The sequence below is a fragment of the Nocardioides nitrophenolicus genome (genome assembly GCF_016907515.1).
Taxonomy (GTDB): domain Bacteria; phylum Actinomycetota; class Actinomycetes; order Propionibacteriales; family Nocardioidaceae; genus Nocardioides; species Nocardioides nitrophenolicus.
The window spans coordinates 5524817-5537332 of record NZ_JAFBBY010000001.1 but is presented as its reverse complement, the minus strand read 5'-3'; the positions used below and the strand labels follow the sequence as shown (position 1 = coordinate 5537332).

General features: G+C 74.7%; 10 protein-coding genes. 3 read left to right on the top strand and 7 right to left on the bottom strand.

Annotation, left to right across the window (positions count from 1 at the left end):
- Positions 1–167 precede the first annotated feature (167 nt).
- Together JOD66_RS26550 and JOD66_RS26545 are read right to left on the bottom strand one after the other, a co-directional pair.
- Positions 168–848 (bottom strand): response regulator transcription factor, encoded by a 681-nt coding sequence (locus tag JOD66_RS26550; RefSeq protein ID WP_204839768.1) that lies wholly within the window; start codon positions 846–848, stop codon positions 168–170.
- The gene (locus JOD66_RS26545; protein ID WP_204839767.1) at positions 845–1525 is read right to left on the bottom strand and encodes a sensor histidine kinase; all 681 of its coding nucleotides are present in this window, start codon (positions 1523–1525) and stop codon (positions 845–847) included. Before JOD66_RS26545 ends, JOD66_RS26550 begins: the two co-directional genes overlap by 4 nt.
- Before the next feature lie 169 nt (positions 1526–1694).
- Here JOD66_RS26545 and JOD66_RS26540 point away from each other — a divergent pair, with 169 nt between their 5' ends.
- The gene (locus JOD66_RS26540) at positions 1695–2669 is read left to right on the top strand and encodes a glycosyltransferase (RefSeq protein WP_204839766.1); all 975 of its coding nucleotides are present in this window, start codon (positions 1695–1697) and stop codon (positions 2667–2669) included.
- Positions 2670–2874: 205 nt separating this feature from the next.
- On the opposite strand, the gene JOD66_RS26535 is transcribed toward JOD66_RS26540, so the two are convergent.
- Positions 2875–3504, bottom strand: a complete 630-nt coding sequence (locus JOD66_RS26535; RefSeq protein WP_204839765.1) for a hypothetical protein — start codon at positions 3502–3504, stop codon at positions 2875–2877.
- A 111-nt stretch (positions 3505–3615) separates the two neighbouring features.
- On the opposite strand from JOD66_RS26535, the gene JOD66_RS26530 reads away from it, so the two are divergent.
- Positions 3616–6447 (top strand): fibrinogen-like YCDxxxxGGGW domain-containing protein, encoded by a 2832-nt coding sequence (locus tag JOD66_RS26530; protein ID WP_204839764.1) that lies wholly within the window; start codon positions 3616–3618, stop codon positions 6445–6447.
- Positions 6444–7490, top strand: a complete 1047-nt coding sequence (locus tag JOD66_RS26525) for a glycoside hydrolase family 16 protein (protein ID WP_204839763.1) — start codon at positions 6444–6446, stop codon at positions 7488–7490. Before JOD66_RS26530 ends, JOD66_RS26525 begins: the two co-directional genes overlap by 4 nt.
- Positions 7491–7519: 29 nt before the next feature.
- Here the strand turns inward: JOD66_RS26525 and JOD66_RS26520 are convergent, their stop codons facing one another.
- Genes JOD66_RS26520 through JOD66_RS26505 form a run of 4 tightly spaced genes read right to left on the bottom strand, consistent with a single transcriptional unit; the run spans position 7520 to position 12507 of the window.
- A complete protein-coding gene (locus JOD66_RS26520) occupies positions 7520–9064 on the bottom strand; it encodes an oligosaccharide flippase family protein (protein WP_204839762.1) in 1545 nt (514 codons plus the stop codon).
- A complete protein-coding gene (locus JOD66_RS26515) occupies positions 9051–10307 on the bottom strand; it encodes a hypothetical protein (protein ID WP_204839761.1) in 1257 nt (418 codons plus the stop codon). Before JOD66_RS26515 ends, JOD66_RS26520 begins: the two co-directional genes overlap by 14 nt.
- The gene (locus JOD66_RS26510) at positions 10304–11215 is read right to left on the bottom strand and encodes a sulfotransferase family protein (RefSeq protein ID WP_204839760.1); all 912 of its coding nucleotides are present in this window, start codon (positions 11213–11215) and stop codon (positions 10304–10306) included. Before JOD66_RS26510 ends, JOD66_RS26515 begins: the two co-directional genes overlap by 4 nt.
- Positions 11212–12507 (bottom strand): Wzz/FepE/Etk N-terminal domain-containing protein, encoded by a 1296-nt coding sequence (locus JOD66_RS26505; RefSeq protein WP_204839759.1) that lies wholly within the window; start codon positions 12505–12507, stop codon positions 11212–11214. The genes JOD66_RS26510 and JOD66_RS26505 overlap by 4 nt, the downstream gene beginning before the upstream one ends.
- Between the last annotated feature and the right edge of the window lie 9 nt (positions 12508–12516).

The following is a 12516-nucleotide window of genomic DNA, read 5'->3' as shown; positions in this document are numbered from 1 at the left end:
CGTCGCTAGATGACTGACTCCAAGGGATCGTGCAAGCGAGCGGCGCTCAACGCGTGCGATGACAAGGAACCGTCGCGATGGCATACCGGGCGTACGTCGAGCGTCGGCAACGCCGTCAGCGTGCGTGGTGAGCGTCGCGGAGCGTGCGAGACCTTGGAGTTGGTCATCTAGGCGGGCACCGGCGGGCGCCAGTTGCTGCGGTGGGCGAGGGTCACCGCCGCCAGCTGCGACGACACGTCGAGCTTGGTCAGGATGGAGTGCACCTGGGAGCGCACGGTGGCCTCCGAGACCACCCGGTCGACGGCGATGTCGCGCACGTGCATGCCCTCCATCAGCAGGCCGAGGACCCGAGCCTCACGCGGGCTGAGCCGGGCCAGCCGGACCTCGTCGGCGCCCCGCTCCGCCAGCCGCTCGCGCCAGGCGGCGATCAGCTCGGCGCGCTCCTCGGGCGTCAGCACGGCATGGCCGTCGTCGACGCGGCGCACCGTCGAGATCACCTCGATCAGCGCGCTGGCCTTGGACAGCACCGTGTGTGCCCCCTCGGCCAGGACCCGGCCCCACCGGGCCCGGTCGGTCTCCCCCGTCAGTACGACGACCCGCACCCCGGCCGCGCGCAGCGGCGCGACCAGGACCGTCGCGTCGCCGAAGCTGCCGAGGTCGAGGTCGAGCAGCAGGACCCGAGGACGCAGCCGGACCAGCGCGTCGACGAGGGTCCGGGGCGCGCCGCCGTCGGCGGGCACCGGGACCCGGCGCACGTCGTACCCGTGGACGGAGAGCGCGATCTCGAGCGACTCGGCGAGCAGCTCGTGGTCGTCGAGGATCGCGACCCGGCGCTGGACGGTGCTCATCGGCGGCCCACCGGCAGGTCGATGACGAAGGTCGTGAGCGGCGCGGCCTCCAGGCGCAGGTCGGCATTCCACTCGCGCAGCCGGCCCCGGGCCACGGCGAGGCCGATGCCCTGTCCGGGCGAGTCCTGCCGGTGGCGGCCCCAGCCGAAGACCTCCGCGCCCAGCTCGGGCGGGACGCCGGGGCCGGAGTCGACGACGCTGACCTCCACGCGGTCGGCGTACCGGCGGGCGTCGATCCGGATGTCGTCGGGCGTGCCGTGCCGGGCGGCGTTGTCGAGGAGCACGTTGACCGCCTCGCTCAGCACGTCGGCGCTGCCGGCCGCGTGCAGCCCGCAGCCGGACCAGTGCACCGTCCGCCCGCGGGCGGCGTGCGCGGCGACCAGCGGGGCGAGCACCTCGTCGACCACGATCTCGCCCCAGGCGGTCGCGGGCTCGCCGACGATCACCCGCTGCAGGCGGCGCAGCTCACTGAGCATCATCGTCTCGAAGCGCGCGCGCTCGGCGCCGGGCAGCAGGGGCAGCAGCTCGGCCGCCGAGGCGAGCCCGGCGACGGTGGCGTTGATCTCGTGCAGCTGCGCCTGGTAGCGGCGAACCTGGGCGTCGGCGGTGGTGCCACCCGGATGACGAGCGGGCCTCGGATGCTGGGCGGGACGCGACCGGGCCTGGCGTGTCGTCATCGGGCTTCCTCACTGTCTCGCTGTCGAGCGGGTCTCACCGAGCGCCCGAACCCGGCGCTCCCCTCTCCAGTGCGGGAACCGACCACATCTGATCCATCGGCTTCGCCAAGATTGTTGAAGCTTTCCGATCGGCCACCACTCGGGTGATCGGCGGAGGTTGCCTCGGTGCATGGCCCGTACCGCTCTCGACCCGGTCCTGCTGACGTCCTCCGTCGGCGGGCACTTCAACGAGCTCGAGTTCGTCGTCGACGCGCTCGAGATCCCGCGGGCGGAGCGACACTGGGTGCTGCCCCGTCACATCCAGACCGACGAGCGGCTCGCCCGGGAGCAGGTCACCTGGTCCCCGCTGGTCCAGTCGGGCGAATACGTGAAGGCGGCGCGCAACCTGGGCTTCGCCGTCGCGCTGCACCGCCGGCTGCGGCCCCGCCTCGTGGTCTCGACCGGAGCCGCCCAGTCGACGCCCCACCTGGTCGCGGCCGCGCTGCTGCGCACCCCGATCCTGTACGTCGAGTCGGTGGCCCGGATGGACAGCCCGTCGGTCACCGGGCGGCTGGCCGCGCTGCTGCCGAAGGCCCGGCTGCTCGCGCCGCAGCCGGGCTGGCCGGCGCCGTGGGAGCACGGTCTCGACGCGTTCAGCGCCTTCGAGGTGACGGCCGGCCACGCCGACCTCCCGCTCCGCCGGGCCATGGTGGCCCTCGGCAGCGAGCACTTCCCGTTCCCGCGCGCGGTCGACGCCATCGTCCGCGCGGTGCCCACCGGCGTCGAGGTGACCTGGCAGGTCGGTGAGACCCTCGGCAGCGACGGCGCCGACCGCAACCGCTGGCTCACGGCGAAGCAGATGACGGCCTCGATGCGGTCCGCGGACGTCGTGATCACCCACGGCGGCGCGGGATCCATCCTCACCGCGCTCGACGCGGGCCAGGTCCCGGTCGTGCTGCCGCGGCACGCCGCCCACGGCGAGCACGTGGACGACCACCAGGTCCGGATGGTCCAGAGCCTGGCCGCGCGCGGGCTGGTGGTCGCCGTACCCGACCCGGCCCAGCTGAGCGTCGACCACCTGCGCCGGGCCGCGACGCTCGCGGTCACCCGACGCAGCCGGCCGGCCCTGGTGCCCGTGCCGGCCGCGATGTCGCACGTCGCCTGAGCAGGCCCCGGCGTACCCGGTTCGTCAGGTCGTGGTCGTCGACCCGGCTTCCCGGTGGGGTGGGGTGGGGATTCACCACGGGATGTAGGCGAATCCGTGGTTCCGTAGCGGAGTTCCACTACAGAAGCGGTCATTCACCTACATCCCGTGGTGAATCCCCAGCCGGACACCCCGCTCACGAGGACGCCGACCTGAGAGACCAGCCCTAGCAGTCGGGGTCGGCGGGGAAGGTCTGCTCGACGACCTGCCAGCCGGCGTCGGTGCGCACCAGCGTGAAGATCATCCAGGTGCGGGGCGCGCCGGTGCCGGTCGGCAGCCGGTTGCCGGCGCTGTCGGTGACCACGACGGCGGACTGGTCGACGCAGGCCCGGACCCGGACCCGCGCGCCCTTGCCCCGCACCACCGTGCGCACGATGGACGGCTGGCCGGTGACGGTCCAGCCGTTGTCCTCGTACTCCGCCGCCTGTGCGAGCAGCGCCTCGCGCGCCGCCCCGGCGACCACCGCGTCGTCGAGGAGCGAGGCCGCCTCGGCCGGCGTCCCCAGCGCGGCGTTGAGGGAGGCGAGCGCCTGGCCGACGGTCGCGGACGCCTCGGACGCGGTCGCCGACGGCACGCCCTGGGCGCGGACCTGGGGCGGCGCCGGACTCGCGGCGCCCGGGCTGCCGCTCGGGGCTCCGCTCGGGGCGCCGCTCGGGGCGGAGCCCGAGGACGACGTGGCCTCGTCCGCGCTCGGCGAGGCCGCCGGCCGGTCCGGGTCCTCGCCGCCGGAGCAGCCCGCCACCAGGACCGCGGTCGCCAGCGCGAGCGCGACCCGCGGCGTGACCTGTCTCACCATTCCTCGACCTCTTCTTCAACAACCTTGTGGACGACGCGGGGCGGCCGCTCCGACCACACTCGTGCCCGCATGGGGCACACCCTCCCATGCCCGACACGTCAGGATCCCCCGTTGCCCAAGCTTCGCGTCCGTGCCGCGGTCCTCAGCTCCCTCGCCCTCGCCGCCGGCCTGGTCACCCTCACCGACCCCGTGCCGGCCACCGCCGCGGTGGCGAGCCAGCCGATCCCGGCGGCCCAGCTCGGCAACGCCCCCGAGACCGCGGCCGGCTCCTGCTGGGAGATCAAGCAGCAGCGCCCGAGCGCGCCGAGCGGCAGCTACTGGCTGCTGACGCCCGCCATGGCCGAGCCGCTGCAGGTCTACTGCGACCAGACCACCGACGGCGGCGGCTGGGTGATGGTCGGCAAGGGCCGCAACGGCTGGACCACCGACTACGACGGCCGCAACGCCGACGCCGGCCTGCTCGACCCCGGCTACGCCGGCGGGCAGGACGTGCACCAGATGGCGAGCGCGACCATCGACCAGCTCCTCGACGGCGGCCGGGTCGACGCCCTCGCCGACGGCATCCGGCTGCGCCGCGCGGCCAAGAACGACGGCTCCAGCTGGCAGGAGACCCGGTTCAAGCTCGCGCGCCGCGACCGCTGGGTCTGGAACTTCGACGCGCTGCACCCGATGTCGTCGTACACGATCGCGGGGACGGTCAAGACCGGCGGCACGACCAACGCCTTCGGCACCGACAGCACGTGGAAGTGGGTCGACACCCGCAGCCGCGAGATCACCGGCTGGAACTACGGCTTCGCCTACGGCTCCAAGGCGATCGGGTCCAACGCCGCGTCGGCGTACCTCTACTCGCCGACCAACGCCGGCAGTGCGCTGCCGGTGACCCAGGTCTACCTGCGCCCGCGGGTCACCTCGACCTCCTTCGCCGCGATCCCCGACGGCGGCACGCCCGCCGTCCTGCAGCGGGCCCAGGCGGCCTCGCTGGCCGACTCGCTCAACTGGAGCGTCTCCGGTCTCGCGTCCAACGCCTCGGCCGAGGGCGACGTCGAGGTCCAGGCGTTCACCCAGTCCGGCAACCGGATGTTCGTCGCCGGCAACTTCCGCTACGTGACGACCGACGACGGCAGCCAGTGGGAGCAGCCCTATCTCGCCGCGTTCGACGTGAACACCGGCAACTGGATCTCCTCCTTCCGGCCCACCTTCGATCAGCAGATCCGCACCCTCGCGACCCTGCCCGACGGCCGGATCGTCGCCGGCGGCCTGTTCAGCCAGGTCAACGGCCGGCCCGCGGCCGCCCTGGTCGCCCTCGACCCCCAGACCGGCGCGACCGCGACCGACTGGTCCACCCAGGTCGAGAACCGGCTCACCGGAGGCGTCGCCTCCGTGCGCTCGCTGGCCGTGGTCGGAGACAGGCTCGTCGTCGGTGGGGGCTTCACCCACCTCAAGGCCGACAGCCAGTCCGGCTGGTCCTACATGCGCAACCTCGCCCTGCTCCGGGCGTCCGACGGGGTCCCGGTCTCGGGCTGGAATCCCGAGCTCAACGGCACCGTCGCCAGTGTCGCCGGCTCGGAGGACTCCGCACAGGTCTACGCCGTCGGCTTCTTCTCCCAGGCCAAGGGCGCGGTGAGCGCCCGCCGCGCGGCGGCCGTCCTGGTCGCGGGCTCGGGCTCCCTGGCCACCCCGGCCTGGAACCCGACCTGGAGCAACACCAACGACTACCAGCGCACCGTCGCCACCGGGCCCGGTCAGGTCTGGGTCGGCGGCTCGGAGCACAGCATGTTCGGCTTCTCGCCGACCACCTTCGCCCGCCAGCGGACCACCATCTTCGACCCGCACGGCGACCTCCAGGCATTCGGCCGCGACGGCGACGTCATGTACGCCGGCTGCCACTGCAACGCCAACTCCTACACCGACGCCGTCACCTGGCCGCTGAACTCCACCCCGTGGACCCAGGCCGACACCGTGCACTGGGCCGGTGCCTTCGACGCCGCGACCGGCGAGCGGATCCCCGGCTTCACGCCGACGCTCAAGTCGCGCCTCGGCAGCGGCATCTGGGCGATCACCACCGACTCCAACGGCCGGGTCTGGATGGGCGGCGACATCGTGACCGCCGCGTCCGCCCGCAGCGCCAAGGACCCCTCCGGCGGGTTCGCCCGGTTCAGCCCGCGCGACGTCAGCGCGCCGTCGCGGCCCACCAACCTGCGCGTGGTCGGCCAGACCGACACCTCGGTGACCCTCGGCTGGGACGCGAGCAGCGACCCCAGCGGCGTGCGCTACCAGGTGCTGCGCGGCGACCGCCCGATCGTCACCACGACCGCCACCACCATCACGCTCCCCTACGACGGAGCCGCCCGCTACTTCGTGCGCGCCGCCGACGGCGCGGGCAACGTCTCGGCCAGCACCCCCGTGCTCACCGTCGCCCAGGTCCGGGAGCTGGTCGCGAGCAACGCCTCCTGGTCCTGGTGGTACCAGAGCACCGCGCCCGGTGACCGCTGGGCGCAGCCGGACTACGACGACGCCGCCTGGCCCAGCGGCTCCGCGGTGCTGGGCTGGGGAGCCACCTCGGTCACCACGCCCATCGACACCTTCGCCGCCACCAAGGACCGGCCGCTGACGGCCTACTTCCGGCGCACCGTCGACATCGCCGACCCGAGCCGGCTCGCCTCGCTCAAGCTGATCGCGCTCGCCAACGACGGCGCCGCCGTCTACGTCAACGGGGTCGAGGTGGGCCGCAAGGGCCTGCCCGACGGACCGCTGACCTCGACGACGTACGCGACCGCGGCGATCCGCGACGCCGCGGCTGCCGCGGATCCGCTGGTGATCGAGGTACCGTTGGGCCTCCTGCGTGCGGGGGCGAACGAGATCGCCGTCGAGACGCACCTCAACTACCGGGCGACGCCGGACCTGACCTTCCGGCTGCAGGCACTCGCGACCGACGCGGGATGACCTGGCTGACCCCGGGCCCGACCTGGGAGGGACTTCGGCCGATGCCCGCCGCGCCCCGTCGCCGCCGCGTGTGGCTCGGGCTGGCGCTGGTCGCCGCCCTCGCGACCGCGCTGGTCGTCGTACGACTCGACGAGGCGGCCGTCCGCGGCGAGGGCGCCGACGCGGGCGGCGCGGACGCTCCGGCCGCGCCCACCCGGCCCTCCGGCGTACCGACGCCGTCGGGGCCACTCACCCTCACCGACCTGCGGCAGGTCCCCGCCGCGAGCCGCGGCTGCCTCCTCGGCCGGCCACGCTCGGTCATCTCCCCCGACCTCCCCGCGAGCTCCGCGAAGTGGCGCTCCGACCTCACCGAGGACTTCGACCGGCTCCGGCCGAGGATCTGGCGCACCCGCGACCAGACCCTGCTGAACCACGACTCGGCGTACCTGCTCGAGCGCAATGTCACGACCCGCAACGGCCGGCTCGCGATCACCGCCCGCCAGGAGTCCGCCGGCGGCCGCAGCTACACCTCCGGCTACGTCGACACCGACGGCCGCTACGCCCTCCCCACCACCTTCCAGGTGGCGATCCGGGCCAAGACCCCCTCGCGCCAGGGCTTGTGGGCCGCGCCCCTGTGGCTGCGCCCCACCGACCGCAGCGGCGGGGAGATCGACCTCGTCGAGACCACCCGCCGCCCCGGCGAGCCGCCCCGCGTCAGCCAGAGCATCCACACGGCGTACGGCGACGACCACCAGGTCTCCGCCCGCCGCTTCGACCTGGCCGACCTCGGCGACCGCACCGGCACCGCCTGGCACGACTACGTCATCCGCAAGACCCCCGGCCTGATCGTGATGTGGATCGACGGTCGGGTGACCTCGGCGTTCTGCGCCGGCTCCCCGAGCTGGTACGAGGAGTACTACGACGCCGGCAAGCGCTGGAGCCTGCGGGTCAACCTCCAGGTCGGCGGCTGGGGCGGCCAGCCCCGGCCCGGCGACGACTGGTCCGGCCAGCGGGCCACGATGCTCGTCGACTCGCTCCGCACCTGGGTGCGCAAGGGCGCCTGACCGGATCGGCGCCGATCACCCGCGACGGCTCAGGGACCACCCGCCGCGCCCCGCCGCCGCACGATCCCCGAGAACTGGTCGAGGTGCAGGAAGGACCGGCCCACCCGGGCCGCGGCGAGGACGCCGACACCGGTGAGGACCAGGGCGACGGCGAAGCCGAGGAGCGACTGGCCGCCGACGGCGATGCCGACGAGCGCGGCCGGGGCGGTGACGGCGGTGCCGGCGCCGATCCCGGCGGCGATCCGGCCGACGGAGGGACGGATGCCGGTGAGGCGGCTGACCTGGACCGCGGAGAGCAGGCCGTCGAGGATCCAGCACAGCGCCCACGTGGCGGCGGCGCCGGCGATCCCCCAGGCGGGGATGAGCAGCAGGTTGCACCCGACGCCGGTCGCGACGACGACCACCTTGTTGACCAGGGCCCGGCCGCTGCGGCCGGTCATCAGCAGCAGCGACTGGAGGTTGCCGGCGGCGAGGAGGGCCACCCCGCCGACGCAGAGCACGATCATCGCGGTCCGGCCGCCCGCGAACTCGGGACCGGGGATGGACAGCACGAAGGGCGCGAAGCACGCGAGCAGCACGTAGATCGGCACGCCGAAGAAGACGATCCAGGTGGAGGTGATCGCGTACAGCCGCCCGGCCTCGGCGTTCTCTCCGGCGGCGAGCCGGGCGCTGAACTGGGGGGCGACCACGATGCGCAGCGCGGTCATCAGGACCAGGCCGCCGGCGACGAAGCGGGACGCGACGCCGTAGACACCGGCGGCGGCGGGCCCGAGCAGGATGCCGACCAGGACGACGTCGAGCCAGCCCAGGGCCTGCTCGAGCAGCGTCGACACCGTGCGAGGTACGCCGAAGCCGAGGATCTGGCGCACCAGCGCCCGGGACGGCCGTCCCGTCCCCGGTACGCCGAGCACCCGCTCGGCGCCGCGCAGCCGGCGGGCGAGCACCAGGACGGCGAGCACCGCCCCCGGGACGAGCACGACGGCCCAGCCGGTCGCCGCGGCGACGGCGGAGCCGCCGAGCGCGCCGATCACGACCACGATCACCGGGCGCAGCCCGGGCACGGCGATGTTGCCGATCAGGTTGAACGGCAGCACCCCGCCGAACCCGCGGGTGGCGGCCAGCGCGGTCATCATCACCGCGCCGAACGGCAGCGCCCAGGCCACCGCGGAGAAGGCGTCGTCGACCCGCGCGTCGCCCAGCACGGTCCCGCCGGTCGCAGCGTCGACGACCGGCCAGGCCAGGGCCACGACGCTGCCGCCGAGCGCGGCGACGACCAGGAGGGTGGTGCACGCGGCGCGCAGGGCGCCGGGGTCCTGGGTCCGCAGCCGGGGCAGCAGCCAGACCGCGGTGGTGTCGGTGCCGACCCGCCCCAACGCGAGGGCGAGGGTCGCGACGGCGATCACCTGCTGGACGACGCCCGCGCCGGTGGCGCCGAACTGCCGCGCCAGCACCATGGTGAGCACGAAGCCCATCGCCGTGCTGGTCGCGGCGCCGGCGACGGTCACCACGCCGCCGCGGGCCGCGGACCGCAGCTCGGCGCCGACCTCCGGCCGGCTGGTCTCAACCGCGGACATCGGCCCCGGTCCGCTCGGGTGCGAGCGCGCGGGCGTGCGCGACGAGCGCTACAGCCTCGTCGCGGCGCAGCCACGCGTCGTCCCACCGTCCGTTGCCGACGGCCAGGGCGACCGCGCGCTCCACCAGGGAGGCCACATAGAGCAGCGGTACGACGGCCGCGCTGGCCCGTGAGTGACCGGCGGCGGTGAGCGCGGGACCCGCCTGGCGCAGCGCCGCGGCGAGCAGGGCGCCGTCGTAGCGGGCGCCGGTCATGGTGGCGCCGCCCGCGACCCAGTGCACCGCGTCGAGCCCGGCCACGGCGTCCGCCTCGGTCGACTCCCAGTCCCAGCACCACAGCCGGTCCTGCTCGTCGCGCGCGGTGTTCCACGCGGTGAGGTCGCCGTGCCAGCGGGCCGCGACCGGCACCTCGGTGTCGGCCAGCCGGTCGAGCAGGTCGTCGAGGGCGTCGACCAGCTCGGCGTCGACGCCGGCGGCCCGGAGCCCGTCGATCCGGTCGCGCAGGCCCTGGAACTGCCCGGAGCGGGCGACCAGGTCCCGGCGCACGACCGGGCACAGCGCGAACAGCTCCTCGGCGCTGGGCAGCGCCCCGGCCGCGGGGCGCCGGCTCGCGGCCGGCAGCGGCTCGGTGACCAGGTAGGGCCGCCCCAGCCAGGTCCCCCGCGCCAGCAGTCGCGGCGCGCGGACCCCGTCGACGCCACCGCCGAGGGCGTGCAGCGCCGCTGCCTCCGTGGCGACGGCGGTGGTGCTCGCCTCGTCCCAGGCGAACTTGGCGAAGCCGACCGCCGCGCCGTCGTCGTCGACGAGCTGAAGGGTGGCCTTGCGGTTGGAGCCGGTGCGGACGCCGATCGACGCGTGCACCCGCGGCAGGCCGAGGTCGACGGCGACCTGCTCGGTCGGCAGCGGCACCCGGCCGGCGCCGGACCGCGCCTGGAGCCGGACGTGCGGGAAGGGCAGGGGCAGCCCCCCGGCCACGACGGAGCCGAGCACCCGGCGCTGGGCCCGGGTCCGCGGGTCCCGCAGCCCGCGGAAGTTCAGCAGCGAGCCGGCCAGCACCCGCCGGTCGGCGGTGGGGAGCAGCATCGTCGCGGCCGTGACCGACGGCAGCGCCTGGTAGGTCTCCACGTCGGTCCAGCCGGGGGTCGGACCGCGGCCGACCTCGAGGCGCAGGTCGCCGGTGGCGATTGCCGGAGCCCACAGCTGCTCGACCAGGTGCGCGAGCGCGCCGAGCTCTGCCCCGCTCATCGCAGTGCGCCCGGTGCGGTCCAGCCGAGCTCGCGCCCGAGGAACTCCTCGAGCGCGCGGTTGTGCGGCTCGAAGAACTCCGCCAGCTCGCGGCGGCACGGCTCCGGGACCGAGGACTTGGTCCGGCTGGCGTTGCGGGGTCGTAGGTCGGGCAGTGCGTACTCCCGCACCCCGAGGAAGGCGCAGATCCGGTCGAAGACGGCCTGCACGTCGTCGTACATGTCCTCGCTGCGCAGCACCAGTAGCTGGTCGGCCGGGAAGACCGAGAGCCAGTTGCGCAGCTGCGGCAGGTAGACCCCTCGGGCGCGGTAGGTGTACCAGTCGTGCGCGGTGCTGTGGTACGTCGGGTCGGCGAGCATCCGCTCCAGCTCCCCGGCCGTGCGGGACTCCTCGGCGGCCAGCGCCTCGGCGAAGCCGAGCGGCTCGACGCCGTTCTCGGTGCGCTCCTGGTAGTGCGACCAGGCCCGCTCGACGGGATCGCGGACCAGGGCGATCGCCTTCACCTGGGGATAGGCGGCGTGCACCCGGCGGGCGATCCGCGGGTCCCACAGGTAGTACGGCGACGCCTCGCCACCCAGCGGCCGCTCCCCCTCGCGGCGGGCGACCCGGCTGCGATAGGCCTCGGTGTGGAAGTGGGAGCGGTACCAGCGGTCGCTGTGCTGCCCGGAGGCGAAGAAGTGGTCGGTGCTCTTGCGGCCGCGGGGCTGCGGGAAGAGCCCGAGCAGCGAGGGGTGCTGCTGCAGGTAGTTGAAGAGCGAGGTGGTCCCGCCGCGCTTGGTGCCGACGACCAGGAAGTCCGGTCCGGGACGGGTCGCGGAGGTCCCGAGGGCGTAGCCGCGGGTGGTCAGGTTGGCGACGTCCTTCAGCCAGCGGGGCGCGGCCTCCCGGCGCTCGGCGAGCATGCTCATCGCGACTCACCCTTCTGCAGCTCGGCGGCCGGGGTGGCCGCCTCGGCCGGTGCCGGCGAGCCCGTGCCCGGCTGGGTGGCGACCGGCTCGGCGAACCGGTGCGCCACGACCGTCCCGGCGGGCTCGACGCCGACCGCCCGCAGGTGGTCGGCGAGCACGGCCAGCCGGCGCACGGTGGTGCGCCCGTCCTCGGCGACCAGGACCACGACGGTGGCCCGTGGGGCGAGGGAGAGCGCGACGGCGTACCCCTCCTCGGCCGGCACGGCCAGCGCGCGGACCCGGCGCGAGACCTGGGGGCTCGCGTCGTCGACGGCCGCGGCGGCGAGCTCGAGCGCCCGGGCCACCTCGGCGACGGGTGCGCCGACGGAGGCGCCGATGACCAGGATCACCGGGATGTCGTCGGCGATCTGGATCCGCAGCCGGTGCCAGACCGAGCGCAGCGCGTCGGAGTCGGCCGGGTCGTCGAGGTCGGCCATGGTGCGGGCCCGGAGCCGGGCGAGCAGCGGACCGCCGTTGCCGTCGACCACGTCGCCGGTGTCGTAGACCCGGCGCCGAATGATGTCGCCGAGGACGACCACGACCGCGCCGAGGATCAGCCCCAGCACGCCGGCGCCGAGCAGCAGGGTGGACGCCTTGGTGCCGGTGGCCGGCGTGGTGTCGCTCGCCTTGACCAGGACGGTGCCGCCGGAGGTCGCGAGGCCGGACACCTTGGTGATCTGGCTGAGCACCAGGTTCAGCTCGCTGAGGATCGCGCTCCGGCCGGCGTCGGTCTGCTGGAGCTGGGCGTTGAGCGCGTCGCGGCGGGCGACGAGCGGCTCGAGCGCGTCCTGCTGACGGGCCGTGGCCTGCTCGCCGCGGTAGGCGAGGTACTCCGTCGCGACCGCGTCGGCGACCTCCTGGGCGTGCCGTGGGTCGGCGCCGGTCCAGCTGATCCGCATCACCGTGGACCCCGTGACCATCTGGGCGTCCAGCCCGGCGCGCACCGATCGGGCGGTGGCGCCCTTGCCGAGGTCCGCCGCGGCCCGCTCGACGACCTCCGACGACAGCACGATCTGGCGCTCCGTCGCCGCGTCGATCAGGTCGGACGACGTGCGCTGGGCCGCGAACGGGTCGGTGGCGATCACGTTGACGTTGACCTGGGTGGTCGCGGTCGCCGAGCTCGGCGCGAGCACCAGCCACAGGCTGGCCAGCACGACCAGGCCCGCCGTCACCAGGGCCACGACCGCCCACCGGCGCCGCAGCACCAGGACCAGGCGGCCGATCTCGACCGTGGACTGCAGGTCTGCGCTCACTGTCCGGGT

Bases quoted from the DNA above. Each gene is read 5' to 3' on its own strand.
- JOD66_RS26550 (WP_204839768.1), bottom strand. From the start codon at position 848: ATGAGCACCGTCCAGCGCCGGGTCGCGATCCTCGACGACCACGAGCTG.
- JOD66_RS26545 (WP_204839767.1), bottom strand. From the start codon at position 1,525: ATGACGACACGCCAGGCCCGGTCGCGTCCCGCCCAGCATCCGAGGCCC.
- JOD66_RS26540 (WP_204839766.1), top strand. From the start codon at position 1,695: ATGGCCCGTACCGCTCTCGACCCGGTCCTGCTGACGTCCTCCGTCGGC.
- JOD66_RS26535 (WP_204839765.1), bottom strand. From the start codon at position 3,504: ATGGTGAGACAGGTCACGCCGCGGGTCGCGCTCGCGCTGGCGACCGCG.
- JOD66_RS26525 (WP_204839763.1), top strand. From the start codon at position 6,444: ATGACCTGGCTGACCCCGGGCCCGACCTGGGAGGGACTTCGGCCGATG.
- JOD66_RS26520 (WP_204839762.1), bottom strand. From the start codon at position 9,064: ATGTCCGCGGTTGAGACCAGCCGGCCGGAGGTCGGCGCCGAGCTGCGG.
- JOD66_RS26515 (WP_204839761.1), bottom strand. From the start codon at position 10,307: ATGAGCGGGGCAGAGCTCGGCGCGCTCGCGCACCTGGTCGAGCAGCTG.
- JOD66_RS26510 (WP_204839760.1), bottom strand. From the start codon at position 11,215: ATGAGCATGCTCGCCGAGCGCCGGGAGGCCGCGCCCCGCTGGCTGAAG.